Genomic DNA, 23,895 nt, shown 5'->3' with positions numbered 1-23,895 from the left:
GAGGGGATTCATGGCCGGACCTCCCTTTCGCCGGATTCGGCCTCTCTTTCGCCTGATTCGGCCTCCCGAATGACGTGGAGGAAGGCCCTCTCAAGGTCGTCGCTGCGGCCTCGTCGGCTTAGCTCTGCCGGAGAAAGCTGGGCCATGAGCCGGCCTTCGCGCAACAGGAGTAGCGACGAGCAGTGGCCGGCTTCCTCCATAACATGGCTGGAGATGAGCAGCGTGGTTCCCGCGTCCGCCATTCCTGCGAACCTATCCCACAGCTCGGCCCTCAGGACGGGGTCGAGGCCGACCGTGGGTTCGTCGAGGATCAGGAGCCGCGGCCGGGAGACAAGGGCGCATGCCAGCGATACGCGGCTGAATTGACCGCCGGAGAGATCCGCGGCTTTTTGCCGGGCAAACTGCTCAAGCCCGACGGCGGCGATCGCCTCGGTGATGTCGGCCGCCGTCGCGCCGTACATGGCGCCGAAATAGCGCACGTTCGACTCCACGCTGAGATCCGGATAGACGCTGGGGTCCTGGGTGACGTACCCGACCTCGTGCCTCAGTGAAGGGCTGCCCGCAGGTCGCCCGAGCACTTTCACACTGCCTCGAGTGATTCGCTGGACGCCGACGATGGCGCGCATGAGGGTGGTCTTGCCGCTGCCGGAAGGGCCTAGGAGACCCGTAATTTTCCCCTGGTTGACTGTACAGTCGATGCCGCGCAGGATAGCGGTGCGACCCCGCGTGATGTGCAGTCCAACGACTTCGATGGCAACTGTGAGGGACGGCTCCGCGTCCTGCGTACCGATTTCCGCTTGCGTGCCGAATTCTGCTTTATGTTTGGCGATGTGGGTCATGGCCGCCTCATCGGTCCTTGTCAACCACTAACTCATCAGCTAATTCATCAGCTGATGAATTTAAAGTAGACCCCTCCACCCCGGCGGTCAATAGCCCGAAACGCCCTGTCGACCGCTTGAATCGTGGTGTCCATCACATAAGTTCTTGATTACCGTGCCGCTGGGGCACGGCTGATTCAGGGGGATGTAAAAAGAGCCTCCGGCCGTTTTGGCCGTGAAGCCACGTCACTGCAGGATGACCAGTCGTAAACGGCCAGGGGCTTCCTTCAACAGCGGCGTGGCTCTTCTGTGTTCCCCCGGGAGAGCCAAGCGGCAGGACCGGTCTCCGGCAGCCGGTAGATTAGTAACAGTAGTTTTTGCCGCATTTGCCATAGAAACGGATACCTGCCCGTGGTCCTTCGACTCTCCCAGCTGTTCCTGCGCACCCTGCGTGAAGATCCCGCCGACGCCGAAGTCGCCAGCCACAAACTCCTGGTCCGGGCAGGCTACATTCGCCGGGCGGCCCCGGGAATCTACACCTGGCTTCCGCTGGGACTGAGCGTGCTGCGCAAGGTAGAACAGATCATCCGAGAGGAAATGACAGCCATCGGGGCCCAGGAGGTTCACTTCCCGGCGCTGCTGCCCAAGGATCCCTATGAGGCCAGCAATCGCTGGACCGAGTATGGCGAGGGGATCTTCCGGCTCAAGGACCGCAAGGGCGCGGACTACCTCCTTGCCCCCACGCACGAAGAAATGTTCACCCTCCTGGTCAAGGATCTGTACTCGTCCTACAAGGACCTGCCGCTGAGCATCTACCAGATCCAGAACAAGTACCGTGACGAAGCCCGCCCGCGCGCCGGCCTCCTTCGCGGACGCGAATTCATCATGAAGGACTCCTATTCCTTCGATGCCGACGACGCCGGACTGGACGCCAGCTATGCCGCCCACCGCGAGGCCTACCTGAAGATCTTCGCGCGGCTGGGCCTGGACGTGATTCCGGTCGCCGCGACTGCCGGAGCAATGGGCGGTTCCAAGAGCGAGGAATTCCTGCACCCGACAGAAATCGGTGAAGACACGTTCGTTCGCTCGCCCGGCGGCTACGCTGCCAATGTCGAGGCCGTCACCACGATTGCGCCTCCGGAAATCGACTACAGCACCGCACCCCCGGCACGCGTCCTCGATACTCCGAACACCCCAACCATTGAGACGCTCGTGGACGCCTCCAACCAGCTCGCGCCCCGCAGCGAGGCCGACGGCGGTCCCTGGACTGCCGCTGACACCCTGAAGAACGTGGTCCTCGCAGTCACGCTTCCCACGGGCGAACGGCAACTCGTCGTCATCGGCCTGCCCGGCGACCGTGCGGTGGACCTCAAGCGAGTGGAGGCGAACATCGGTTCCTTCCTGCCGATCGCCGGTGAGATTGGTCTCGAAGCCGCTAACGAGGACGACCTCAAGAAGAACCCGCTTCTGGTCAAGGGCTACATCGGCCCCGGGGTCGAGGCAGGCAAGCCGCTGCTGGGCCTGGAAGGCGCCAGCAAGCTGCTCTACCTCGTGGACCCCCGTATTGTCTCCGGCACCAGCTGGATCACCGGCGCGAACGAGGACGGCAAGCACGTCTACGGTCTTGTCGCCGGACGCGATTTCACCTGGGACGGGGTCATCGAATGCACCGAGGTCCGTGCCGGCGACGAAGCACCGGACGGCTCCGGCCTGCTGGAAACGGCCCGCGGCATCGAAATGGGCCACATCTTCCAGCTCGGACGTAAGTACGCAGAAGCCCTGGACCTGAAGGTCCTGGACCAGAACGGCAAGCAGGTCGTCGTGACCATGGGCTCGTATGGCGTCGGTGTCACACGTGCGGTCGCCGCGCTCGCTGAATCCAACCACGACGACAAGGGCCTGGTCTGGCCCCGCTCCGTCGCGCCGGCCGATGTGCATGTGGTTGCCGTCGGCCGTGGAGAAGAAATTTTCCAGACCGCCGAAAAGCTCGCCATTGAGCTTGAAGCCGCTGGTTTGGACGTCATCTACGACGACCGCCCCAAGGTCTCACCGGGCGTGAAGTTTGGCGATGCTGAGCTCGTCGGCGTTCCCACCATCCTGGCCGTCGGCCGCGGCCTGGTTGACGGCGTCGTCGAGATCAAGGACCGCCGCAGCGGAGATGCCGAAAACGTCCCCGTAGAAAAGGCAGTGGACTTCGTGGTGAACGCCGCCCGCTCACGGTGATCTCGGGATTTGAGTCAATCCAGCTCACAACCCTGATCCTCATTGTTGTGGCGGGCTTCGCCGCCGGCTGGGTTGATGCGGTAGTTGGCGGCGGCGGGCTGATCCAGCTCCCGGCGCTGCTGCTGGTCCCCGGGATCTCGCCGGTCCAGGCCCTGGCCACGAACAAGATGGGTTCCATTTTCGGGACAGCCACCAGCGCGGCCACCTATTACCGGCGTGTGGGACCGGACCTGAAGACGGCCGTGCCGATGGCCCTGATCGCCCTGGCCGGCAGTTTTGGCGGGGCGCTCCTGGCGGCCAGCCTGCCAGCCAGCGTGTTCAAACCCATCATCGTTGTGGCGCTGGTTGCCGTCGCGCTTTTCACGGCGCTTCGGCCGAGCGCCGGCGAGCTCACCGCCCTGCGCCACGACGGGCACAAACACTATGTGGTGGCGTGCGTGATCGGCGCGGTCATCGGTTTCTACGACGGCCTCATCGGCCCGGGTACCGGCTCCTTCCTCGTCATCGCCCTGGTCTCCGTCATGGGTTATGCATTCCTCGAAGCCAGCGCCAAGGCCAAGATTGTGAACATGGCCACGAACGCGGGTGCGCTGCTGTTCTTCCTGCCCCACGGCTCACTGCTATGGGGCGTCGGCCTGGTCCTCGGCCTCGCGAACATGGCCGGAGGCTACCTTGGCGCGAGGACGGCGGTGAGGCAGGGGAGCGGCTTCGTCCGGGTGGTGTTCCTCCTCGTCGTCGCGGCGCTAATCATCAAGCTCGGCTACGACGTCTGGCAGGACAATTTCAGCTAGTCCCGCCGCTATGGAAGGCCTTCTCGGATCGGCGTAGCATGCACCCATGTGGGCCAATTCGCGTGAATTTGAGCAAGCGTTGGACCGGGCATCACTGCACGCTAGGAGGTGGCTCCAGGAGCTTCCTGACCGCCCCGTAAAGCCCTCGGCCGCCGTCGAAGACGTCGCTCGCAAGTTTGGTGGGCCGCTGCCCGCAACAGGAATCCCGCCAGTCGAGGTGATCGACTTCCTGGCCGAACACGCCGAGCCAGGGCTGATGTCCATGCAGTCCGGCCGCTTCTTCGGCTGGGTCATCGGCGGTACCCTCCCGGCGGCAATGGCGGCCGACTGGCTGGTGACGGCCTGGGACCAGAACACCGGCCTGCGCTTCGCCACTCCGGCGACGGCGGCCATCGAACAGGCCGCCGGGCAGTGGCTCCTTGAGCTCCTGGGGCTGCCGGAAGACAGCGACGTCGGCTTCGCCACCGGCGCTACCATGGCCAACTTCACGGCGCTGACTGCGGCACGCTGGCGTTTGTTGGCCGATGCGGGATGGGATGTGAATGTCGATGGCCTGGGCGGCGCCCCTCGTGTCCGGGTCATCGCCGGAGCAGAGCGTCACGAATCATTGGACATGGGGCTCCGCTACCTGGGACTCGGCCGGCCCGAACTCATTCCCGCTGATTCCGAGGGCCGCATCGATGCCAGGGAGCTGCGGAAGGCCCTGGCCTCAAAGCCCGGCCCGGCCATTGTGTGCTTGCAGGCCGGCAACCTCCACTCCGGTGCCTTCGATCCTTTTCCCCAGGCCATCGAAGCGGCCAGGGAACAGGGTGCCTGGGTGCACATCGACGGCGCCTTCGGGCTGTGGGCGGCCGCCTCTCCGGCGCTGAGGCACCTGTGCGAAGGGATCGAGCAGGCCGATTCCTGGGGCACCGACGCGCATAAGACCCTGAACGTGCCCTACGACGCCGGCATTGTCATCTCCCGCGATGTTCCCGCCCTGCGATCCGCCATCGGCATGCATGCCGAATACCTTCCGCAGGAGAACCACGGACCCGGGGACCCGATGGAAAAGGTACCTGAGCTCTCGCGTCGCGCCCGGGGCGTCCCGGTCTGGGCCGCCCTGCGTTCGCTTGGACGGGACGGCGTGGCATCTCTCGTGGAGGGCCGCGCCGTCCTTGCCATGGAGCTTGCCCGGCGCCTCACAGCGGTCCCCGGCGTCGAAGTACTCAACGACGTCGTGTATACCCAGATCTCCCTGGCCTTCGGAACGGATGCACGCACCAGGGCTGTGACGGAGCACATCATGGCCGACGGCCGGATCTGGATGTCCGGCTCGCGGTGGAAGGGCCGCGACATCCTGCGTGTCTCGGTGACCAACTGGTCAACCGATGCCGCGGACGTCGACGTTGCTGTCGCCGTCGTCCGTGATGCCCTTGCCGGGACTGCTTAGCTGAAGGCACCTTCTCCCGGCGCAGGGAGGGCATGTGCTGCGGGCAGCCCGTCGAGGGTGCGCCCAGCCAGCGTGCTGGCCACCCAGAGCGAACGGGCCAGGTCACCGCTGTGCCCCTGATGGGAGGCATACCACAGTGCATTGTCCACTTCGCGAGCCACACTCCATTGCCGGGCCACCTCAGCGTCCAGCCCGGCCGCGAGGCTGAAGTCCCTGCAGCGCTCGCGCAGTGCGCCCTCCGGATCCCGCAGGGAAAGCTCGGAGATGCGGTTCCAGAGCACGGGCGCGACGGCGAACTCGGCTTCCCCGACCAGGGGCTGGGGATCGATGGCGGCGAAGTGGTCCTGAATTCCTCCGGCGTCCGGAGCGCTGTCCAGTCGGGCGAGGATGTTCAGGAAATGGAAATCGGTGTGGACCAGGACGTCGTTGGCAGCCCGCCGCCCTACGGCACCGCGGGTCTGGCAAACCTCCAGGGCTGCCTCAAGCAGCCAGCGGGGGAAGGGCCGGCCGAGTTGTTCCCATTCTGCAGGCAGGTCATCACTCCACTGCTCAGCGCGGGCAGCCACATGGTCCAACTCCACCCACTCGAAGCGTCCATCCGGCCTAAGGGACAGTTCCTGCATGAGTCGCCCCCAGACTTCGGCGGCACGATCCATCGCTTCATCCTGAAGGGAGTGCACTGCGTCCAGGCGTTCCAGGAGCATGGCGCAACTTCCGGCGTCGGAGTCCAGCAGCCGCACCGCACCCCTGCCGTTCCACAGCATCAGGGCGTTCCGTTCCACACGAGCTTCGTCGTGCGGATAGGCCACCTTGAGTGCCGCCGGCCTTCCGGTGGGCAGCAGCACAGGAACCACCAGTGCGCCGTGACCGTTCCACGGCAGGGCGCCCGGCGCCAGGTCAACCGTGAGGTCCCAGCGTTCCAGGCAGCCCCTCAGCAGTGCAGGCAGGCTGACGAGCCACGCGCGTCCACCGGATGACCGGCTATAGCGTGCGGCGAGGTCCGCGGGAATGGGTACATCGGCGAGCAGGCTCATTAACCCAAGGGTACTCAGGCACTACACGATCCCGCTGGCACCAAGCAGGTTACCGATGGTGAATGTCGCGGCGAGAGCCACGGCGCCGCCCACCACCACGCGTACAGCGGCTCGGATTCTCGAGCCTCCGCCGATCCAGGCACCGACCGCTCCAGTCAGCGCGAGGGCTATAAGGACGGCCGCGAAGGTCAAGGGTACCCGGATTTCCACAGGAGGCAGCAGGATGGACAGCATCGGAAGGATCGCGCCCAGGGTAAACGCTATGGCCGAGGCGAAGGCCGCATTCCAGGGACTGACGATATCGTCCTGGTCGATGTTCAGCTCGGCGGACAAGTGGGCCGCCAGGGCATCGTGTTCGGTCAGTTCAAGAGCCACTTTGTGGGCAGTTTCCGCCGTCAGGCCCTTTTCCTGGAAGATCGCAGTGAGTTCGGCAAGTTCCTCTTTAGGCTGCTCGGCCAGCTCCCGCCGCTCCTTTTCGATCATGGCTTTCTGGCTGTCGCTTTGGCTGCTCACGGACACGTATTCACCAAGCGCCATTGAGACCGCTCCGCCCACCATTCCGGCAGCACCTGCAGCCAGGATGGGCCCGGTGCTGGCGGTAGCACCGGCAACGCCCACCACGATGGCGGCGACGGAGACGATGCCGTCGTTTGCGCCAAGGACGCCAGCACGAAGCCAGTTCAGGCGGTGGGCGAGGTCATTTCCGTGCGGCTCATTCTCATGGAGCGAAGCGGCTTCGGCGGTGGTCATGCCTCCAGCCAACCACCAAGCGGCGTCGCCTTCCAGCTAACAGCAGCAAACTGAGTCGCAGTTGTGGTCGCCAAGAGGGCGAATGACGACAACAAATGCTGGTTACTTGGGGAGGGGAGTGGGGGTTGAGGGGGAAGGAAGCGGCGGAAGTGCTGTTGGGTCGACGTCGATGCCGGGCAGGGCAACTGGGGGGATAGCCCAGGCGACTGCCCGGCGTGCTGTGGCCAGGAGCTCGGAAATCGCCCAGGCGCGGGTGTCGCCGTCGCTTACGGCAATTAGGTCTCCATAGACGGCGAGCATCTCAGATTCAAGGTCACCGAGCGCGGCGGCAGGTTCCGAAGCAAAGGCGGCCGGGAGGCGGTAGCCGGCTTCACGTGGAGGAATGGTCGCGCAGTGCAGCACACTGTTTGCTTCCGCCGTCCGCAGGGCGTCCTGATGCCTGGCAAGCAGCTCGCCTGCGACGGCCCCGGCCTTCGGGTCGAGCCGCGTCACTGCCACCTGGTACACATACACGGCTTCAAGCTCGGCACCGACGGCGGCGGACAGTGCCGTGCCAAGGGTCGCCGGAGTCGCCGTCGGGGTGGTGGCGTTTGATGAACCCTCGTCGACTGGACCCTCTGCGACTGAACCCTCGGAAGGACAAGCCTCCGGCGTCCCACCAGAGGTGGCTGGTGCCCCGGCGGCCGCCAACTCCTGGGCTTCCGGAGTTGCCTGCGGGTCAGGAGCGATCGGGGTCGTGGTTGGCGATGCGGGTTCGGTAGGTGCGGCCAGCCCCCATGCATTGGCCAGTCGGGATGCCTCCAGGAACTGCGCGGTTCCGACGGCGGCCAGCAGGCGGCCGGTGCCGCCGTCGGCCTGGGCAGCATCAGCCAGCCGTCGGGCAGCGCTGGAGGACAGGCCGGTCACCAGGTCCTCCCGCGCCACTCCACGGCCCTGCATACCGGGCGCGGCATCCGGGGACGACGTCGAGGAGGCAGGAGCTGCTGTACCGGCGCTCGCGGCGGAAGGTGACGATGTCCCCGGTTCCTGGGAGGTCCCGGATTCCTGGGAGGTCCCGGGTTCCTGGAGGGCACGGGCCTGTGTCGTGAGCAACTCCGAGGTGGTCCCGGATTCAGCTGCGGATGCCTGCAGCAGTCGTGCGCTGTTGCCGAGGGACATCGCGTCCTCATAGGCCGCGGCCAGGGCGGCTTCCGAGAAGGTCGGTTGCGGGTCCTGTTCGGGGTGCGGCGTCAGCACAACCCCGACGCCAAGGGCCAGCACTGCGACCAAGGACACAAGGATGGTCCTCGCTGTCCGCCCAGGCCGCTGTTTGTCCCCGCTGTCCTCAATCACAACAGTCCATGTTGTCATGCATGGCGGGAAGTGCGTGCACCAAGCCGCCTGGAATGTCGATAGGCTAGTACACACAACATCATCTATCGGGAGGCGGCTGGCATCATGAGCTCTTCGGAAGCCACGACTTCATCAGGCCGGACAAGGACGGACACGGGCGTCACGGAACTCCACAACCCGGAGGCGGCCCGGCTCAGGGCCCTGCTGGAACCGACTGTCCTCGCCAACCGCCTTTACCTTGAAGATGTTTCCATTCACGTTGCCGGTTCGCACCGAACGGTGCATGTGGTGGTAGACCTGCCGCAGGAAGAAACCGGCGGGGTCAGCCTAGATGTCATTGCGGACATCTCACGCGCACTTTCCACGGTCCTGGACAATGATCCCGGCGGCGATTCCCGGCCCTACGACCTCGAGGTCTCTTCGCCCGGCGTCGGACGTCCCCTTACTGAACCCCGGCACTGGCACCGTGCCCGCGGCCGCATGGTTACCGTCAAGGTCATCCAGGGCGAGAACATTACGGGCAGGATCAAGGCCGTCGACGACACCGGGGTAAACCTCATCCCCGAACTTGAGGCCAAAAAAGGGATGAAGCCCAAGCAGGGTGACCCCGTGAAACTTCCTTTCGACAAGATCCGGCAAGGAAAAGTCGAAATTGAATTCAGCCACCTCGACGAGGCCGGGCTGGAAAACGAGCACAATGGACCTTCCGAGGAGGCCTAATGGATATTGACATGAGCGCACTGAGACTCCTGGAGCGTGAGCGTGAAATCCCGCTGGACCTCCTGATCCCCACCATTGAGCAGGCGCTCCTGGTGGCTTATCACAAGACGCCCGGAGCCTTCGAGAAGGCCCGGGCGGAGCTTGATCGCAAGAGCGGACACGTGACCATCTGGGCAACGGAGATCGACGACGACGGCCAGCCCATTGGTGAATTCGAGGACACCCCCGCCGGCTTCGGCCGGATCGCGGCCAGCACTGCGCGCCAGATCATCCTGCAACGGCTCCGGGACGTCGAGGACGACAACGTCCTTGGCGAGTTCAAGGGCCGCGAAGGTGAACTGGTGGCCGGGCTGATCCAGCAGGGCAACAACCCGCACATGATCCAGGTGAACCTGGGTTCAGTGGAGGCACTGCTGCCGCCGCCCGAGCAGGTTCCGGGGGAGAAGTACACCCATGGAAACCGCCTCCGTGCATATGTGGTGGACGTCCACCGCGGCATGAAGGGACCCTCCATCACGCTGTCCCGTTCGCACCCGGGCCTTGTGCGCAAGCTTTTCGAACTCGAGGTTCCCGAGATCGCGGACAGGTCGGTCGAGATCGTGGCCTTGGCGCGCGAAGCAGGGCACCGGACCAAGATCGCCGTCAAGGCCAACGCCCCTGGCATCAACGCCAAGGGTGCCTGCATCGGGGAAATGGGCTCGCGCGTCCGGGCGGTCATGACGGAACTGAACGACGAAAAGATTGACATCGTCGATTACAGCGACGACCCCGCCACGTTCATCGCCAACTCGCTCTCGCCGTCCCGCGTGAATTCGGTCACCATTACCGACGAGGCCACCAGGTCCGCCCGAGTGGTCGTTCCGGACTACCAGCTTTCGCTGGCCATCGGCAAGGAAGGGCAGAATGCCCGCCTCGCTGCCAAGCTGACCGGCTGGCGCATCGACATCGTGTCCGACGCCGCGGCAAAGTAGCAAACAAGCAAGGAAGCACCCGGCGCGGAGGGATAGCTCCGGGCCGGAGCCATGGGCGTGCCTGATTCGGTTGGCGGTGCCCATGGGCTAGAATGGAACAGACCGGGCTTACGGCCGGTATCCGTGCGCCTTGGCGCCTGAGTCGGCCCCCGCGCCGTACTTCCGGCCCCGGGAAAGCAGAGTGACAGAGGCAGGTAAAGACACACAGTGGCTGAACCGCTTCGGCATGGGCATGAGCCCGTGCGCACCTGCATCGGATGCCGGAAGCAAGGCTCCCGGTCGCAGCTTATCCGGCTTGTCGCCCGAAACGGCGGGTCAACCGTTGTGGTAGACGAACGACGTCGGATGGCTGGCAGGGGTGCCTGGCTGCACCCCAGTGATACGTGCCTGGCGCTTGCGATCAAGCGGCGCGCTTTCGGAAGGGCCCTTGCGGGCGCAACGGAAATCGCCGCCGTCGAACGCTACATAGCGGCGGGCATGCCCCCTGCTGATGCCCCGGTAGATGCAGGAAAACCGTCCAAACCTGAAAGCGGGTCAGAAAACTGATGGAAACCCGATGAGTTCCCAGCGATGAGTGCGTAACGATGACAACTTTGTTGCGCTCAGCAATGGACCTTTCAGCTGCACTCGCGGCGGAGGTCCGCAGTAAGAAGTAGACGGTTCGTGCCTGGCTCGGTGCGGACCGAGACAGGAGAAATGTGGCCAAGGTCCGCGTACATGAGCTCGCCAAAGAGCTCGGTATCACTTCCAAAGATGCAGTGACCAAACTGCAGGAACTGGGCGAATTCGTTCGCTCCGCCTCGTCAACTATCGAGGCCCCCGTTGTGCGGAAACTGCGCAACGCCTTTCCCGCTGCCGGCGCTTCGAAGTCCGAGGCCCCAGCAGCCGCTCCGAAGGCGCCCGCCGCCCCGGCAGCTTCCCGACCTGCCGCCCCGGCAGCTTCCCGACCTGCCGCCCCGGCACCCGGTCCTGCTGCCCCCAAGGCACCTGCCCCTGCCCAAGCACCCAAGGCTGAAGCACCCAGGACAGAGGCACCCAAAGCTGAAGCACCCAAGGCTGAAGCGCCCGCTCCGGCTCCTGCTGCCCCTGCAGCTCCGGCCGCGCCCGCAGCACAGTTCTCGGCCAAGCCCGGTGCGCGTCCCGCCCCGAAGGCCGAGGCTCCTGCCCCGACCCGTCCGGGCGGCCAGGCACCCCGTCCCGGCGGTCCCCGCCCGGGCAACAATCCTTTCGCCACGTCCCAGGGCATGCCCCGTGGTCGCGGCGACGGCGAACGTCCTCCCCGTCCTGGCAACAACCCGTTTGCCACCTCCCAAGGCATGCCCCGTCCCGGCGGCGGCCGCACTGAAGGTGAGCGTCCCGGCGGTCCCCGTCCCGCGGCCGGCGCCGGCGGTCCCCGTCCTGCCGCAGGCTCGGGCGGTCCCCGTCCGGGCGCACCCCGTCCGGGCGGCACAGCGCGTCCTGGCGGTGCACCCCGTCCGGGTGGCGGCGCAGGTGGAAACCGGCCCAGCCCGGGCATGATGCCCAACCGTACCGAGCGTCCTGCTCCCGGTACCGCGGCCCGCCCCGGCGGCGGCGGCGGTCGGGGTCCCGGACGTCCCGGTGGCGCTCCCGGCACCGGCGCTCCTGGTGCTGGCGGCGGAGCTCCCGCCGGCGGTGGCTTTGGCAAGGGCGGTCGCGGTCGCGGCGGCACCCAGGGCGCGTTTGGCAAGGGCGGCGCAGGCCGCGGCAAGCAGCGCAAGTCCAAGCGCGCGAAGCGCCAGGAACTCGAGCAGATGAGCGCTCCGTCGCTGGGCGGCGTGACCGTTCCCCGCGGCGACGGCGAGACCATCATCCGCTTGCGTCGCGGCTCCTCGATCACGGACTTTGCCGAGAAGATCGATGCGAACCCCGCCTCGCTGGTAACCGTGCTGTTCCACCTCGGTGAAATGGCTACGGCTACCCAGTCGCTGGACGAGGACACCTTCGGCCTGCTGGGCGCCGAGCTTGGCTACAAGCTGCAGGTCGTCTCTCCGGAGGACGAAGAGCGCGAGCTGCTGGATTCGTTCGACATCGACCTCGACGCCGAACTCGAAGCCGAAGGCGACGACGTCCTCGAGCCCCGTCCGCCGGTAGTCACCGTCATGGGCCACGTTGACCACGGTAAGACCCGACTGCTGGATGCCATCCGTAACTCGGACGTTATGGCGGGCGAGCACGGCGGTATTACCCAGCACATCGGTGCGTACCAGATCAGCCACGAGCACGAAGGCGCCCTGCGCGACATCACCTTCATTGACACCCCCGGTCACGAGGCGTTCACCGCCATGCGTGCCCGTGGTGCCAAGGTCACCGACATCGCCATCCTGGTTGTGGCAGCCGACGACGGCGTTATGCCCCAGACGGTGGAAGCACTCAACCACGCCCAGGCAGCCAACGTGCCGATCGTCGTCGCAGTGAACAAGATCGACAAGGACGGCGCGAACCCGGACAAGGTCAAGGGCCAGCTCACCGAGTACGGCCTGGTTCCCGAGGAATACGGTGGCGACACCATGTTCGTGGAGGTCTCTGCGCGCCAGAACCTCAACATCGACGAACTGATCGACGCCGTGCTCCTGACGGCCGACGCCGCGCTGGACCTGCGTGCCAACCCGGACAAGGACGCTCGAGGCATTGCCATTGAAGCCAACCTTGACAAGGGCCGCGGCTCAGTGGCCACCGTGCTGGTGCAGTCCGGTACCTTGGCTGTTGGTGACACGATCGTGGCCGGTACGGCTCATGGCCGCGTCCGTGCAATGTTCGACGAAGACGGCCAAGCCCTCGACGTCGCGCTGCCGTCACGCCCGGTCCAGGTCCTCGGCCTGTCCAACGTGCCGCGTGCAGGTGACACCTTCCTGGTGACCCCGGACGAGCGCACTGCCCGCCAGATCGCCGAAAAGCGTGAGGCCGCGGAGCGCAACGCCCAGCTCGCCAAGCGCCGCAAGCGCATCAGCCTGGAAGACTTCGACCAGGCAGTGGCCGAAGGCAAGATCGACACCCTCAACCTCATCCTCAAGGGTGACGTCTCCGGTGCCGTGGAAGCCCTCGAGGACGCCCTGCTCAAGATCGACGTCGGCGACGACGACGTTCAGCTGCGTGTCATCCACCGCGGTGTGGGTGCCATCACGCAGAACGACGTCAACCTCGCAACGGTGGACAACGCGATCATCATCGGCTTCAACGTCAAGCCGGCTGAGCGCGTTGCCGAACTGGCCGACCGCGAAGGCGTGGACATGCGCTTCTACTCCGTCATCTACGCAGCAATCGATGACATCGAGCTGGCCCTCAAGGGCATGCTCAAGCCGGAGTACGAGGAAGTCCAGCTGGGCACCGCCGAGGTCCGTGAAGTGTTCCGTTCCTCCAAGTTCGGCAACATTGCTGGTTCCATCGTTCGGTCCGGCATCATCCGCCGTAACGCCAAGGCCCGCGTCATGCGCGACAGCAAGGTCATCGGTGAAAACCTCACCGTCGACTCGCTCAAGCGGTTCAAGGACGATGCCACCGAAGTCCGCGAAGGCTTCGAGTGCGGTATCGGCCTGGGGTCCTACAACGACCTCACCGAAGGCGACATCATCGAGACCTTCGAGATGCGCGAAAAGCCGCGCGTCTAACGTAGGGCTGGCAGCTCTGGCGGGGCCGTTGGATTTTTCCGGCGGCCCTGCACCACACTTCGCGATTGAGGGGGCCCCGCCCCTATGACGGACGGCAACGATCTACGATCGTGGCCGTCCGTCTCCGGCAGCCCCAATGCCACTCCCGGGCCCCCTCAATCGCTACGCGCTGACGTTGCTGAGCACGTTAGCGCCCCCATTTTTCTAATTTGTTATCCAGGAGGATGTCATGGCTGATCCCGCACGGGCTGCCAAGTTGGCGCAGCGAATTAAGGTTGTCGTTGCCGAGGCGTTGGGTCGGCGGGTCAAGGATCCGCGGGTTGAGGCCATCACTGTTACCGATGCCCGCGTTACCAACGACCTGCAGCACGCGACTGTCTACTACACCGTGTTTGGTGACGGCGTTGCCCAGACGGATGCCGCCAAGGCACTTGAGAAGGCCAAGGGCGTGCTTCGGCAGGAAGTCGGCCGCAATATCACGGTGCGCCTGACCCCCACCCTTGAGTTTGTGGCGGACCAGATCCCCGTCAATGCCTCGAACCTGGAAGAGCTTCTTCGCGTCGCGAAACAGCGTGATGCAGAGGTGGCCGCTCTTGCGGCCAATGCCCAACCTGCGGGGGAAGCTGACCCGTACAAGTCCGACTCGCCGCATGCTGGGATCGAAGGGTCCGAGATTGACGAGGACGACTTCGACGAAGAGGACCTTGACCTCGGCGGCGACGGCGACATTGAAGAGGACAGCAACAAGTAGCCGCCGTCGCCGCTAGCGGCTAACTGTCGCTACTGTCGTCGTGCTCGTCGTCCCGGTCTCCCTTCAAAGGAACCGAGATGACTTTGCCCGCCGGCGGCGCGGCCGGGTCGAAGCTGATTGCATCCACGGTGGCGTACAGTGTGGAACCCTTGATTTCGACGTCGGCGGCCATGGACGTTGGCAAGAACAGCGAGCGATCCTGTGTCTTCGCATCGAACCGGAAGATGCCTTCGCCGAAGAGGGAGGCGACGTACACATCGCCGTTGCGCGCGATGGCAAGACCGGTCGGGCTCAGGATCTCCTCGGCCCACGTCTGCACGTCCCCGGTCTCCGGATTCACACGGACAATTGAGCCGCGGTCTCCCAGCGAGGGATCCTCCGGGCCGCCCGGAAGCAGGCTCACGTAGAGCCAACCGTCCCGGCCAAGCTCGATGTCCGTGGGTACGGGCTCGAAAGCGTAGCTGTGGCCCACCGTGCATGGCGGCAGGCCAACTGCAGCGGCTGCCTCTGCTGTCACGACAACCGGCTGCGGCGGGAGCACGGCCAGTGTAGACACCGCACCTGTGGATTCATTGACCTTCAGGATGGTGTTCGAGCCTGCATCCGCGATGAAGACGTTGTCTCCGGAAACGGTGAGGGCGTACGGGTGCGAGTCAACTTCGCCGTCATAACTGGGTCGGACCATCGGCGGGACCTGGGCCAGGCAATCGGCGGCGACTTCGGGGGCGAAGCCGTAATGGTTGACCGAATCCGGATTCGTGCTTATTTCGATGGTCGCAAGATCAGCAATCTCGCGGATGGGGCCGGGCACCTCCGCCGTAGCGTCCCCGATAACTTTGAGCCGGCCTGCCAGATCCGTTAGGCGGCCCTCACCGGCGCCCAGGCTTTCCACAAAGTAGAGGGAATCCCCACTTCTGTGCAGCCCCGCAACGTTCCAGCCTTGGGAGTCGTACACGGTACTGGCGCTGCCGTCGTCGTTGATTTTGCTAATCAGCCCGGCGAATTGTTGGGTGACGAGGACAGTGCCTTCGCGTCCGATGGCAAGATGCAAGGGACTAACAAGGTTATCGGCCAGTAGTTGCGGGGTCGACGGGGACGTGGCAAGGGCTGCGGGTCCGGACGCGAGAAGCATGCCGGCTACGGCAGCACACGCAGCAAGGTTGGATCTCCTGAACATTTTGGCTCCAAGGTGACGGTGCGGACATTAGCTGTGCGAGACCTTGGTGTGTGGCGGAATGTGCTTCAACCCCCGCGACTCACGCTAGTACTGACCTTGGGGTGAGTCCATAGAATCCAGCTAACTGCCGCTTCATGAACCACGCACAAAAGAGCTCCGTTCGGAAATCCCCGGCCGGAGCTCTCTTGCAGTGGATGGTGTCGTCCGCGCCAACCTAAGCGCCTCACTGCATTGCGCCGCCATGCATGGGATCATCGCTGCTGTCATCGGCGGCATCGGCGCCGGTGGGGTCGGAAATATCCAGATTTCCGCGGGCCTCGTCCAGGGTAGGACCGCCGCTGGGAACATCATGACGCTCCGGTCGGATGCCGCGGGCCTGTTCCTGGATCAACGCCTGTTCTTCGCTAAAGCGGATCTCGTTGCCTTCGTCCCCGGCGTCGCCCGGCACGTCTTCGCGCACGGTTGAAGGGTCCGGAGTGACAAACTCATCCTCGCCCTTGTTTTGCTCACTCATTGAGTCGTCCTTTCCTCGCTACGGCCTGCACAGATAAGCCTACTTACTATTTGGGGAGGCACAAAGGCCAATGGGGGGGAAACAGGTCCCCGGGAAAGTACGCACAGCATTACCTGTATAAGCCGCGTGCCGTGGCTAAGATCGGGACATGGCGTCAGAAGCAGAGACATCACCTGAAGGGTACTTGGAGATCGCGGTGCGCCTGGCCGCGCAGAACGTGGCCGACGGTGGGGGACCTTTCAGCGCGCTGGTGGTCACGCCGGACGGGCAGGTCCATGCAGGAGTCAACCGCGTCACACGGGACAACGACCCCACTGCCCATGCCGAGGTGGTGGCGATACGCCGGGCAGCGGCTGACTTGGGCAACTTCAATCTCAGTGGCTCGGTACTCTACGCCAGCTGCGAGCCCTGCCCCCTCTGTCTGGCAGCATCATTGTGGGCCAGGATCGACGAAGTGTACTTCGCAGCCGATCGGCATGGAGCGGCGGCAGCAGGATTCGATGACGCCCTCTTCTATGAGTACTTTTCAGGCAGGCGCCCGGAACTGCTGCCCGTACGCCAGGCCGCCATTCCGACGTCGGACATTCCGTTCCAGCTGTGGCGGAACAATTCCGGACGGACCGACTATTAGTAACCGAACCAGCTGCTAGGAACCTGCCTGCTGGAGAAGCGCAGCCCGTGCAGGCAGCTTGCTCAGCCCCTCCACGAGCGCCGGCTGTTCAGCGCACAGCGAGATCCGGATCCAGCCTTCTCCGATCGACCCAAACGCCGTACCGGGCGCGAACGATACGCCAGAATCGGCGAGGAAGCTATGGACCCAGCTGCGGACGTCGCCTCCGGTGAGGTGTGAAACGTCGGCCCACAGATAGAACGCTCCCTGGGCGCCCAGGTAAGGGATGCCCTTGCCTCCCAGGATGTCCGACGCGGTGTCCCGATTGGACCGATAGTGTGCATGGGCTTCCCGCACATAGTCCTGCGGTCCGGTCAACGCGGCCAGCGCCGCGTACTGAGATGGCGAGGCAACGCAGGACACGATGGATTCCATCACGTTGTTCATGGTCTTCTCAAAGCCCGGGGGGCAGACCAGGGCACCGATTCGCAGTCCTGTCAGTCCGTACGTCTTGGAGAGCGTCAGGGAGGTGAAGACCCTCGCTTCGCCTGGAACATCTGCGTCGAAGGAGGCGGCGCTCACATGAGGTACATCGAAGGTGAAGGCCTCGTAGCATTCGTCCGAAATGATCCACAGGTCATATCGTCGTGCGAGCTCGACGAGTTCCCGCATCAGGTCATGACTGATCACGGCGCCCAGGGGATTCGACGGCGAATTCAGCATGAGCACGCGCGTCCGGGGTGTAATGAGGGCCTCGACGTCTTCGATTCGTGGCTGGAAGTCATATTCCGGGTACAGGGGGTAGCGCACTGGCACACCGTGCAGCAGCCGACTGGTCATGGCGAAGGTGGGATAGCCCGGATTCGGGATCAGGATCTCGTCGCCGGGGGAGAGCAGGAGGCTCATGGCCATGTGGAGGCCCTGCTGGGCCCCGGCAACCACATACACGCGTTCAGGACCCATTTCCACGCTGTTGTGGGAGCGGAAGCGTGTGGCAAAGGCCTCCCTAAGTGCCGGAAGGCCGGCGTTGGGCGTGTAGTTGGTCTCGTCCCTGTCCAAGCAGTCGATGCCTGCCTCGAGGACATGTCGCGGCAACGGGAAACCAGGCTCACCGATGCTGAGCACAATGGCGCCCGGCGTCCGCCACGCTGCCTCAGTAATCTCACGGATCTGGTTCACGGGAACTTCGTGGATGTGGCGGGCTAGTACAGGCATGGCAGCATACTAGCCCTCCCCGAGGCCCAAGGGATGCCTTCGGAGGGGCGAACAGGGAGGGAAGGCCGCACAGATATACTGGGAGGCGTGCTTTCTGGACTGGTGATCGTTGACAAGCCGCAGGGATGGACCAGCCATGATGTGGTTGGCCGAATGCGGCGGCTTGCCAGTACACGGAAAGTCGGTCATGCGGGCACGCTCGACCCCATGGCAACAGGGGTCCTGGTGCTCGGCATCAACAAGGCAACCCGCCTGCTTACGTACATCGTCGGAACGTCCAAGACGTATACGGCCACCATCAGGCTCGGCGAGTCCACCATCACTGATGACGCCGAGGGCGAAGTGATCCTCAGTCGCAGCGCGGGACAAATCGACGAGCAACAGATCCGCCATGGGGTCGCGGAGCTTAAGGGCGAAATCAGCCAGGTTCCCAGCAGCGTTAGCGCCATCAAGGTAAATGGAGAACGTTCCTATGCCCGGGTCAGGTCAGGGGAGGACGTGAAGCTTGCCGCCAGGCCCGTCACCATCCACCGCTTCGATGTGCACGAGGTCCGCCGGGAACGCAACGGCGAGGTGGTCGACGTCGACGTTACCGTGGAATGTTCTTCCGGAACCTATATTCGAGCCCTTGCCCGGGACCTCGGAGAGGCTCTTGGCGTCGGCGGCCACCTGACCGCGTTACGGCGGACGCAGGTGGGGCCTTACACGCTCGAGCAGGCACGCACCCTCGAACAGCTCGCCGAAGAGCTTGAAGTGCTTGAGATTTCGGAGGCCGCGCGGGCGCTAATGCCCAACAGGGAACTCACTGAGGAGGAGACCGCCGAACTCTCCTTTGGTCGCCGTATCCCTGCCGGGCCGTTGGCGGGAACTCCGCAGGCGCCGACGCCGGAGAAACCGGCCGCCGCTTTCTCGCCGGACGGAACCCTGGTGGCGCTGCTGGCCGATTCCGGGAGCCACGCAAAGCCTGTGCTGGTCTTCACGCCTGATACCGGCGGCACCATCAAGGAAGCGGCCCCGGCCGCTGAAGCCGTCCGGGCCAAAGCCGAAGGGCAGGGCTCCTAGGCGTGGACGGCTATTTCTACGCGATCCTTGCGGTGGGCCTGCTCTCGACGATTATTTGCGTGGTCGCAGGGATCCTGAAGAAGGCTCCCAACGATGTCACCATCCTGTCCGTGGCCGCCGTCGAACTTGTCCTGTTGGTGTACTTCATCGGGTCGATCGTGCGCGTTGCCGTGGGTGAACACATTGCCGGTGCAGCTTGGGAGTTCTGGGGCTATCTGGCAACGGCGCTCCTCCTGCCCCCAGCGGCGGTGTACTGGTCAGTCCTGGAACGCACCCGCTGGAGCAACTTTGTCCTGGGCGCCGTGGGGGTCACAGCCCTGGTCATGGCCGCCCGCATGAACCAGATCTGGTACTGAAATGAAGGAATCACACAAGGTGAGTGCCAAGACCACGCAGCCGACTCGTAACACCCGCAACACAGGCCCCGGCCGGCTCCTGATTGCGGTCTACGCAGTGTTCGCCATCTCGGCCACCGCGCGGGCCGGGTACCAGATCCTCACCAAGTTCTCCGAAGCGCCGTTGGCACACATCCTCTCCGCCTTCGCCGCCCTCGTTTATGTCGTAGCAACGGTCTCACTGGCCAAGCCCGGAGCTACATGGTTCAAGATCTCATTGGCTGCCGTGCTGGTGGAGCTGTTCGGCGTCATCGTGGTGGGAGCGATAAGCATTTTCGACCCCGTGGCCTTCCCGCACGACACCGTCTGGTCGATGTTTGGCCGGGGCTACGGTTTTGTGCCGCTGGTGCTGCCCGTCCTGGGCCTCGTCTGGCTTTATCGACGGCGTCCGGCTAAAACCGACGAATGACCATTCGCGTGCCGGACGACGACCACGCCAGGGCGGGCTCCGCGCACCAGCGGTCCGTAGTCCCGTTGCTTAGCGACGGCCTTGTCACGGTTCGTGCCTTCCAGGAGTCGGACGCGGCGGGACTGGTAGCGGTGTGCCGGGACGAGGAGGTCAGGCGCTGGACCAACGTCCCGGACGACTACACGCTGGACATGGCCCGCAGGCATATCCACCAGGTGGTTCCGGGCTGGTGGCGCGACGGCACCAAACAGGTCTGGGCGGTCGTGGCCACGACAGAGACCGCTGCCGAAAGCGGCTCCCCATCCAAGTACCTCGGGAGCATCAACCTGCATGCCTTTGCCTTCGGAAGGGCCGAGATCGGGCTGGCGTTCGGCGCGGAGGCGCGTGGCACTGGAGCAGCCGAACGCGCCGTTCGCCTGATCCTGGACTACGCCTTTGACCATCTCAACCTTGAGTACGTCGCTTGGCGCGCCATCACAGGAAATTGGGGCAGCCGGAAACTGGCCTGGAAATGCGGCTTCGCCTTCGACGGCGAACTGCGCGGTGCGGCAGAACATCGAGGTGAGTTGCGGAACGTCTGGTGCCTGTCCCTGCAACGTGACGAGCCTCGGTCACCCAGAGAGCCCTGGGTGGGCTGACGCCGTCGGGCTGCCGGGGTTTTTGCGGGTAACCTTAGAGAGTTCCAGGCCCGGACAAGGTCCTGGAGCTGACAGAGCGTACGCGGCAAGAGGCGAGGTTGATGGTCCACGTTTGGAACGATCCCACTGAAGTCCCCGTGGACTTCGGTCCGTCAGTAGTTACCATCGGTAATTTCGACGGCGTCCACCGGGGACACCAGCAGGTACTGTCACAAGTGATCCGGATTTCCAGGCGCAACAAGGCGCAGTCCGTCGCAGTAACCTTCGATCCCCACCCCGCCCAGCTGCACCGCCCCGAATTTGCTCCCGAACTGATCATGGGACTGCAGGACAAGCTGGACGCCCTGGCGGAAACCGGCCTTGATGCCGTGCTCGTCCTGAAGTACACCCATCAGCTCGCGGGGATGACTCCGGAGGAATTTACCCAGGCCATCCTGGTTGACTGCCTCCACGCTGCCCACGTAGTTGTCGGCCATGACCTGCGCTTCGGCAAGGGAAATTCCGGCGATGTGGTCACCATGCAGGAACTCGGCGAACAGCTCGGCTTCGAAGTGCAGGTCATCAGCGAATTCGGTGCGGAAGGCTTTCCGCTGCATACGGACGACGGCGGAGACCGGCGCTGCTCATCCACCTGGGTTCGCGAGGCCCTCGCTGAGGGCGATGTTGCGACTGCTGCGGCAGTGCTTGGACGTCCCCACCGCATGCGGGGGGAAGTGGTGCATGGTGCGGCGCGGGGACGGGCACTTGGCTTCCCCACCGCGAACCTCGCGCACGAGGCCACCGGGTACATACCCGCTGACGGCATCTACGCCGGCTGGCTCATCGACGAGTCCGGAACACGCTGGCCAGCAGCAATTTCGGTCGGCTCGAATCCCACTTTTGACGGCGTGAGCCGCCAGGTGGAAGCACACGTCATCGACCGCCCGGAAGAGGACGTTGACGCCTTCAATCTGTATGGCCAGACAGTAATAGTGGAATTCACGGCCAGGTTGCGGGGCATGGTCGCCTACCGTGGGCCGGAGGCGCTGGTGGAACAGATGCGCCTCGACGTCATCAAAGCGCACGAGATCCTGCTCCGCCGCTAGATTCGGGGATTTCAAGGCGAGGAAGGCAACACCGTGTCGATCGAGAGAAACACCCGGAAGCTGGACGAAGGAATCGTCAAGGATTTCAGCTCAAGGATGAGCTACGCATCCTATCTGCAGTTGCCTATTTTGCTGAGTGCCCAGAAGCCCGTCAGCGTGCCCGAGCATCACGATGAGCTGCTCTTCATCATCCAGCACCAGACCACGGAACTCTGGCTCAAGCTCGTGTTGCACGAGTTGCGCAGCGCTGCCATCTGGCTGCGGGAGGATGACCTGGGGGCCGCCCTGAAGGGGATCGCCCGGGTCAAGCACATCCAGAAGACCCTCACGGAACAATGGTCTGTGCTGGCTACCCTGACTCCCACCGAATACGCCCAGTTCCGCGGATTCCTGGGAAATTCCTCAGGCTTCCAATCAAGCCAATACCGCGCCGTTGAGTTCGTCCTGGGAAACAAGAACAGCGGCATGCTGCAGGTATTCCACTCCGATCCTGAGGCCTACGCCCTGCTCGACGAGGTCCTCCATGCCCCGAGCATCTATGACGAATTCCTTGCCTACCTCAGCCGCCATGGACATGCGGTACCCGCGGCGGTGCTGGAGCGGGACGTTACGCTCGCCCATGAGTTCACTCCGGAACTCGTGCCGCTGTTCAAGGACATCTATGAAAACGCCGCCGACAACTGGGGAGCCTACGAGGCCTGCGAGGAACTCGTGGACCTGGAAGACAACTTCCAGCTCTGGCGGTTCCGGCATTTGAGGACCGTACAGCGCACCATCGGGATGAAAACCGGTACAGGCGGCTCCACGGGCGCCGCGTTCCTGCAAAAGGCACTGGAGCTGACGTTCTTCCCCGAATTGTTTGCCGTGCGGACGGAGATCGGCAAATGACCACCTCCGCTCCCGGTTCCAAGTTTCCGAACCTTGCCGGCCTCCCGGACCTTCCGGACTTTGCCGCCCGCGCCCGCGAACTGGATGCCAATGATCCCCTGGCAGGGTACCGGGAACTGTTCGTGGGAACAGACACCCCGTTGGGCTATCTCGACGGCAACTCCCTCGGGCGGCCACTCAAGCGCACAGCAGAGGAGATCAACCGCTTCATCCATGAGGCCTGGGGCGGACGCCTGATTCGTGGCTGGGACGAAGAATGGCTTGAACTGCCGGAGGCTATCGGAGGCCAGCTGGGTAGGGCGGTGCTGGGCGCCGCGGCCGGCCAGACCGTTATTGCCGATTCGACAACCGTGGTTCTCTACAAGATCGTGAGGGCCGCGCTGGCCGCCGTGAAGGATCCCCGACGGACCGAAATCCTGCTTGATACCGACAACTTCCCGACCGACCGCTATCTAGTCGAGGGCATCGCCGAGGAGCTCAGGCTCACGCTCCGCTGGATCGACGCCGATCCTGCCTCCGGGGTGACAGAAGGGCAGGTGAGGGAGGCCGCGGGCCCCGCCACCGCCGTCGTACTCCTTAGTCATGTGGCCTACCGCTCGGGCTACCTGGCGGATATGCGGGGCATTACCGCCGCCGCCCACGAGGCCGGCGCCCTCATGGTGTGGGACCTGTGCCATTCCGCGGGATCGGTGGAGCTGGCGGTTGACGAATGCGACGTAGACTTCGCCGCAGGATGCACCTACAAATACCTGAACGGCGGACCCGGCTCCCCGGCGTTCGCCTACGTCAACCGCCGCCACCTGCCCGATCTTCACCAGCCGATCTGGGGCTGGATGGGACGGCGGGATGCTTTCGAAATGTGCCCGGGCTACGAACCCGCCGAGGGAATCCGGCGATTCCTGAGCGGCACTCCGGCAATCTTCGGAATGATCGCCATGAAGGGCACGCTGGACCTCATCGAAGAAGCCGGCATGGGCCCCATCCGCGCCAAAGCCACCAAGCTCACCGAGTTTGCCTTCGAACTGCACGACGCACTGCTGGCGCCTCTCGGCGTCGAACCCGCGACGCCACGGAACCCGGAGCTGCGAGGGAGCCATGTCACGCTCAACCACCCGTCCTTCCGGGACGTAACGGCAGCTTTGTGGGATCTGGATGTGATTCCAGATTTCCGCGCCCCACACGGCATCAGGATCGGCCTGTCACCGCTGAGCACGAGCTTCAGCGAAGTGCTGCATGGCGTAGCCGCCATCAGGGAGCAGCTGCTTCAGCGCCTTTCCGTCGAGGGTTAATTCGGCAGAGCGCCGTTTCGACAACATCACAGCACTGACGGTAAACTGGTCGGTGGTTCCGGCTGCAGTCCGTGGTGGCTGGACCTGCTCTACGTTGGGGCTTTGCAGAAAGCTCCCTGTTCGTAGTCATACCCGGCAGCGAAGTGCTGATCGGGACGCACGGCA

General features: G+C 64.3%; 23 protein-coding genes. 16 read left to right on the top strand and 7 right to left on the bottom strand.

The features are described from left to right. Positions 1-8 precede the first annotated feature (8 nt). The gene (locus J7E82_RS12310) at positions 9-839 is read right to left on the bottom strand and encodes an ABC transporter ATP-binding protein (protein WP_214863021.1); all 831 of its coding nucleotides are present in this window, start codon (positions 837-839) and stop codon (positions 9-11) included. Between the two features lie 390 nt (positions 840-1,229). Between J7E82_RS12310 and J7E82_RS12305 the strand changes: the two genes are divergently transcribed. The 3 genes from J7E82_RS12305 to J7E82_RS12295 are packed head-to-tail and all read left to right on the top strand — an operon-like array spanning position 1,230 to position 5,264. Then, positions 1,230-3,041 carry a proline--tRNA ligase gene (locus J7E82_RS12305; protein ID WP_214863013.1) on the top strand — a complete coding sequence of 604 codons (1,812 nt, stop codon included), beginning with the start codon at positions 1,230-1,232 and terminating at the stop codon, positions 3,039-3,041. Continuing rightward, a complete protein-coding gene (locus tag J7E82_RS12300) occupies positions 3,038-3,832 on the top strand; it encodes a TSUP family transporter (RefSeq protein WP_214863011.1) in 795 nt (264 codons plus the stop codon). The genes J7E82_RS12305 and J7E82_RS12300 overlap by 4 nt, the downstream gene beginning before the upstream one ends. 46 nt (positions 3,833-3,878) lie before the next feature. Next, positions 3,879-5,264 carry an aminotransferase class V-fold PLP-dependent enzyme gene (locus J7E82_RS12295; protein WP_214863009.1) on the top strand — a complete coding sequence of 462 codons (1,386 nt, stop codon included), beginning with the start codon at positions 3,879-3,881 and terminating at the stop codon, positions 5,262-5,264. Here the strand turns inward: J7E82_RS12295 and J7E82_RS12290 are convergent. The 3 genes from J7E82_RS12290 to J7E82_RS12280 form a co-directional block, all read right to left on the bottom strand. Beyond that, the gene (locus tag J7E82_RS12290) at positions 5,261-6,298 is read right to left on the bottom strand and encodes an aminoglycoside phosphotransferase family protein (RefSeq protein WP_214863007.1); all 1,038 of its coding nucleotides are present in this window, start codon (positions 6,296-6,298) and stop codon (positions 5,261-5,263) included. The genes J7E82_RS12295 and J7E82_RS12290 overlap by 4 nt on opposite strands. A 21-nt stretch (positions 6,299-6,319) precedes the next feature. Continuing rightward, positions 6,320-7,048 carry a VIT family protein gene (locus J7E82_RS12285; protein WP_214863005.1) on the bottom strand — a complete coding sequence of 243 codons (729 nt, stop codon included), beginning with the start codon at positions 7,046-7,048 and terminating at the stop codon, positions 6,320-6,322. A gap of 102 nt (positions 7,049-7,150) precedes the next feature. Next, the gene (locus J7E82_RS12280; protein ID WP_214863003.1) at positions 7,151-8,398 is read right to left on the bottom strand and encodes a DUF4439 domain-containing protein; all 1,248 of its coding nucleotides are present in this window, start codon (positions 8,396-8,398) and stop codon (positions 7,151-7,153) included. An 87-nt stretch (positions 8,399-8,485) separates the two neighbouring features. Between J7E82_RS12280 and rimP the strand changes: the two genes are divergently transcribed. The 5 genes from rimP to rbfA all read left to right on the top strand — a co-directional run bounded on the left by rimP (position 8,486) and on the right by rbfA (position 14,448). Beyond that, entirely contained in the window at positions 8,486-9,100 is a 615-nt protein-coding gene (gene rimP, locus J7E82_RS12275) for a ribosome maturation factor RimP (protein ID WP_214863001.1), read from the top strand. Continuing rightward, a complete protein-coding gene (gene nusA, locus J7E82_RS12270) occupies positions 9,100-10,071 on the top strand; it encodes a transcription termination factor NusA (protein WP_214862999.1) in 972 nt (323 codons plus the stop codon). Before rimP ends, nusA begins: the two co-directional genes overlap by 1 nt. Positions 10,072-10,278: 207 nt before the next feature. Then, complete coding sequence (locus tag J7E82_RS12265; RefSeq protein ID WP_214862998.1) at positions 10,279-10,617, top strand: YlxR family protein; 339 nt, start codon at positions 10,279-10,281, stop codon at positions 10,615-10,617. A 152-nt stretch (positions 10,618-10,769) separates the two neighbouring features. Next, positions 10,770-13,697: a translation initiation factor IF-2 gene (gene infB / locus J7E82_RS12260; RefSeq protein WP_214862995.1), complete on the top strand. Its 2,928-nt coding sequence runs from the start codon at positions 10,770-10,772 to the stop codon at positions 13,695-13,697. 229 nt (positions 13,698-13,926) lie between these two features. Further along, positions 13,927-14,448, top strand: a complete 522-nt coding sequence (gene rbfA, locus J7E82_RS12255; RefSeq protein ID WP_214862994.1) for a 30S ribosome-binding factor RbfA — start codon at positions 13,927-13,929, stop codon at positions 14,446-14,448. Between the two features lie 19 nt (positions 14,449-14,467). Here rbfA and J7E82_RS12250 read toward each other — a convergent pair whose 3' ends face one another. Both J7E82_RS12250 and J7E82_RS12245 read right to left on the bottom strand, forming a co-directional pair. After that, a complete protein-coding gene (locus J7E82_RS12250) occupies positions 14,468-15,625 on the bottom strand; it encodes a ScyD/ScyE family protein (protein WP_214862992.1) in 1,158 nt (385 codons plus the stop codon). Between the two features lie 223 nt (positions 15,626-15,848). Further along, positions 15,849-16,139 (bottom strand): hypothetical protein, encoded by a 291-nt coding sequence (locus tag J7E82_RS12245; protein WP_214862990.1) that lies wholly within the window; start codon positions 16,137-16,139, stop codon positions 15,849-15,851. Between the two features lie 148 nt (positions 16,140-16,287). Between J7E82_RS12245 and J7E82_RS12240 the strand changes: the two genes are divergently transcribed. Continuing rightward, a complete protein-coding gene (locus J7E82_RS12240) occupies positions 16,288-16,770 on the top strand; it encodes a nucleoside deaminase (RefSeq protein ID WP_214862988.1) in 483 nt (160 codons plus the stop codon). 15 nt (positions 16,771-16,785) lie between these two features. Here the strand turns inward: J7E82_RS12240 and J7E82_RS12235 are convergent, their stop codons facing one another. After that, positions 16,786-17,964 carry a pyridoxal phosphate-dependent aminotransferase gene (locus J7E82_RS12235; RefSeq protein ID WP_214862986.1) on the bottom strand — a complete coding sequence of 393 codons (1,179 nt, stop codon included), beginning with the start codon at positions 17,962-17,964 and terminating at the stop codon, positions 16,786-16,788. An 87-nt stretch (positions 17,965-18,051) separates the two neighbouring features. Here J7E82_RS12235 and truB point away from each other — a divergent pair, with 87 nt between their 5' ends. From truB to J7E82_RS12200, 7 genes are all read left to right on the top strand, one after another. Continuing rightward, a complete protein-coding gene (truB, locus tag J7E82_RS12230; RefSeq protein WP_308113790.1) occupies positions 18,052-19,026 on the top strand; it encodes a tRNA pseudouridine(55) synthase TruB in 975 nt (324 codons plus the stop codon). Between the two features lie 2 nt (positions 19,027-19,028). Next, positions 19,029-19,382 (top strand): hypothetical protein, encoded by a 354-nt coding sequence (locus J7E82_RS12225; RefSeq protein ID WP_214862982.1) that lies wholly within the window; start codon positions 19,029-19,031, stop codon positions 19,380-19,382. A 1-nt stretch (position 19,383) separates the two neighbouring features. Further along, positions 19,384-19,830, top strand: coding sequence for a hypothetical protein (locus J7E82_RS12220; RefSeq protein WP_214862980.1), 447 nt, complete (start codon positions 19,384-19,386; stop codon positions 19,828-19,830). After that, entirely contained in the window at positions 19,827-20,468 is a 642-nt protein-coding gene (locus J7E82_RS12215) for a GNAT family N-acetyltransferase (protein ID WP_214862972.1), read from the top strand. Before J7E82_RS12220 ends, J7E82_RS12215 begins: the two co-directional genes overlap by 4 nt. Positions 20,469-20,569: 101 nt before the next feature. After that, positions 20,570-21,553: a bifunctional riboflavin kinase/FAD synthetase gene (locus J7E82_RS12210; RefSeq protein ID WP_214862971.1), complete on the top strand. Its 984-nt coding sequence runs from the start codon at positions 20,570-20,572 to the stop codon at positions 21,551-21,553. A gap of 33 nt (positions 21,554-21,586) precedes the next feature. Continuing rightward, positions 21,587-22,441: a tryptophan 2,3-dioxygenase gene (locus J7E82_RS12205; protein WP_214862969.1), complete on the top strand. Its 855-nt coding sequence runs from the start codon at positions 21,587-21,589 to the stop codon at positions 22,439-22,441. Beyond that, on the top strand, positions 22,438-23,730 hold the full coding sequence (locus tag J7E82_RS12200; protein ID WP_214862967.1) for a kynureninase: 1,293 nt from the start codon (positions 22,438-22,440) through the stop codon (positions 23,728-23,730). Before J7E82_RS12205 ends, J7E82_RS12200 begins: the two co-directional genes overlap by 4 nt. Positions 23,731-23,895 lie beyond the last annotated feature (165 nt).

Source organism: Arthrobacter sp. ISL-30, from assembly GCF_018613855.1.
Taxonomy (GTDB): domain Bacteria; phylum Actinomycetota; class Actinomycetes; order Actinomycetales; family Micrococcaceae; genus Arthrobacter.
Note: the sequence above shows the minus strand (reverse complement) of the source record. Positions and strands in the feature narration are given on the sequence as shown.

What these genes read in the sequence shown, in the direction of transcription:
- J7E82_RS12310 (WP_214863021.1), bottom strand. Translation starts at nt 839, where the DNA reads ATGACCCACATCGCCAAACATAAAGCAGAATTCGGCACGCAAGCGGAA.
- J7E82_RS12295 (WP_214863009.1), top strand. Translation starts at nt 3,879, where the DNA reads ATGTGGGCCAATTCGCGTGAATTTGAGCAAGCGTTGGACCGGGCATCA.
- J7E82_RS12290 (WP_214863007.1), bottom strand. Translation starts at nt 6,298, where the DNA reads ATGAGCCTGCTCGCCGATGTACCCATTCCCGCGGACCTCGCCGCACGC.
- J7E82_RS12285 (WP_214863005.1), bottom strand. Translation starts at nt 7,048, where the DNA reads ATGACCACCGCCGAAGCCGCTTCGCTCCATGAGAATGAGCCGCACGGA.
- J7E82_RS12280 (WP_214863003.1), bottom strand. Translation starts at nt 8,398, where the DNA reads ATGACAACATGGACTGTTGTGATTGAGGACAGCGGGGACAAACAGCGG.
- rimP (WP_214863001.1), top strand. Translation starts at nt 8,486, where the DNA reads ATGAGCTCTTCGGAAGCCACGACTTCATCAGGCCGGACAAGGACGGAC.
- nusA (WP_214862999.1), top strand. Translation starts at nt 9,100, where the DNA reads ATGGATATTGACATGAGCGCACTGAGACTCCTGGAGCGTGAGCGTGAA.
- rbfA (WP_214862994.1), top strand. Translation starts at nt 13,927, where the DNA reads ATGGCTGATCCCGCACGGGCTGCCAAGTTGGCGCAGCGAATTAAGGTT.
- J7E82_RS12250 (WP_214862992.1), bottom strand. Translation starts at nt 15,625, where the DNA reads ATGTTCAGGAGATCCAACCTTGCTGCGTGTGCTGCCGTAGCCGGCATG.
- J7E82_RS12245 (WP_214862990.1), bottom strand. Translation starts at nt 16,139, where the DNA reads ATGAGTGAGCAAAACAAGGGCGAGGATGAGTTTGTCACTCCGGACCCT.
- J7E82_RS12240 (WP_214862988.1), top strand. Translation starts at nt 16,288, where the DNA reads ATGGCGTCAGAAGCAGAGACATCACCTGAAGGGTACTTGGAGATCGCG.
- J7E82_RS12235 (WP_214862986.1), bottom strand. Translation starts at nt 17,964, where the DNA reads ATGCCTGTACTAGCCCGCCACATCCACGAAGTTCCCGTGAACCAGATC.
- J7E82_RS12220 (WP_214862980.1), top strand. Translation starts at nt 19,384, where the DNA reads ATGAAGGAATCACACAAGGTGAGTGCCAAGACCACGCAGCCGACTCGT.
- J7E82_RS12215 (WP_214862972.1), top strand. Translation starts at nt 19,827, where the DNA reads ATGACCATTCGCGTGCCGGACGACGACCACGCCAGGGCGGGCTCCGCG.
- J7E82_RS12210 (WP_214862971.1), top strand. Translation starts at nt 20,570, where the DNA reads ATGGTCCACGTTTGGAACGATCCCACTGAAGTCCCCGTGGACTTCGGT.
- J7E82_RS12200 (WP_214862967.1), top strand. Translation starts at nt 22,438, where the DNA reads ATGACCACCTCCGCTCCCGGTTCCAAGTTTCCGAACCTTGCCGGCCTC.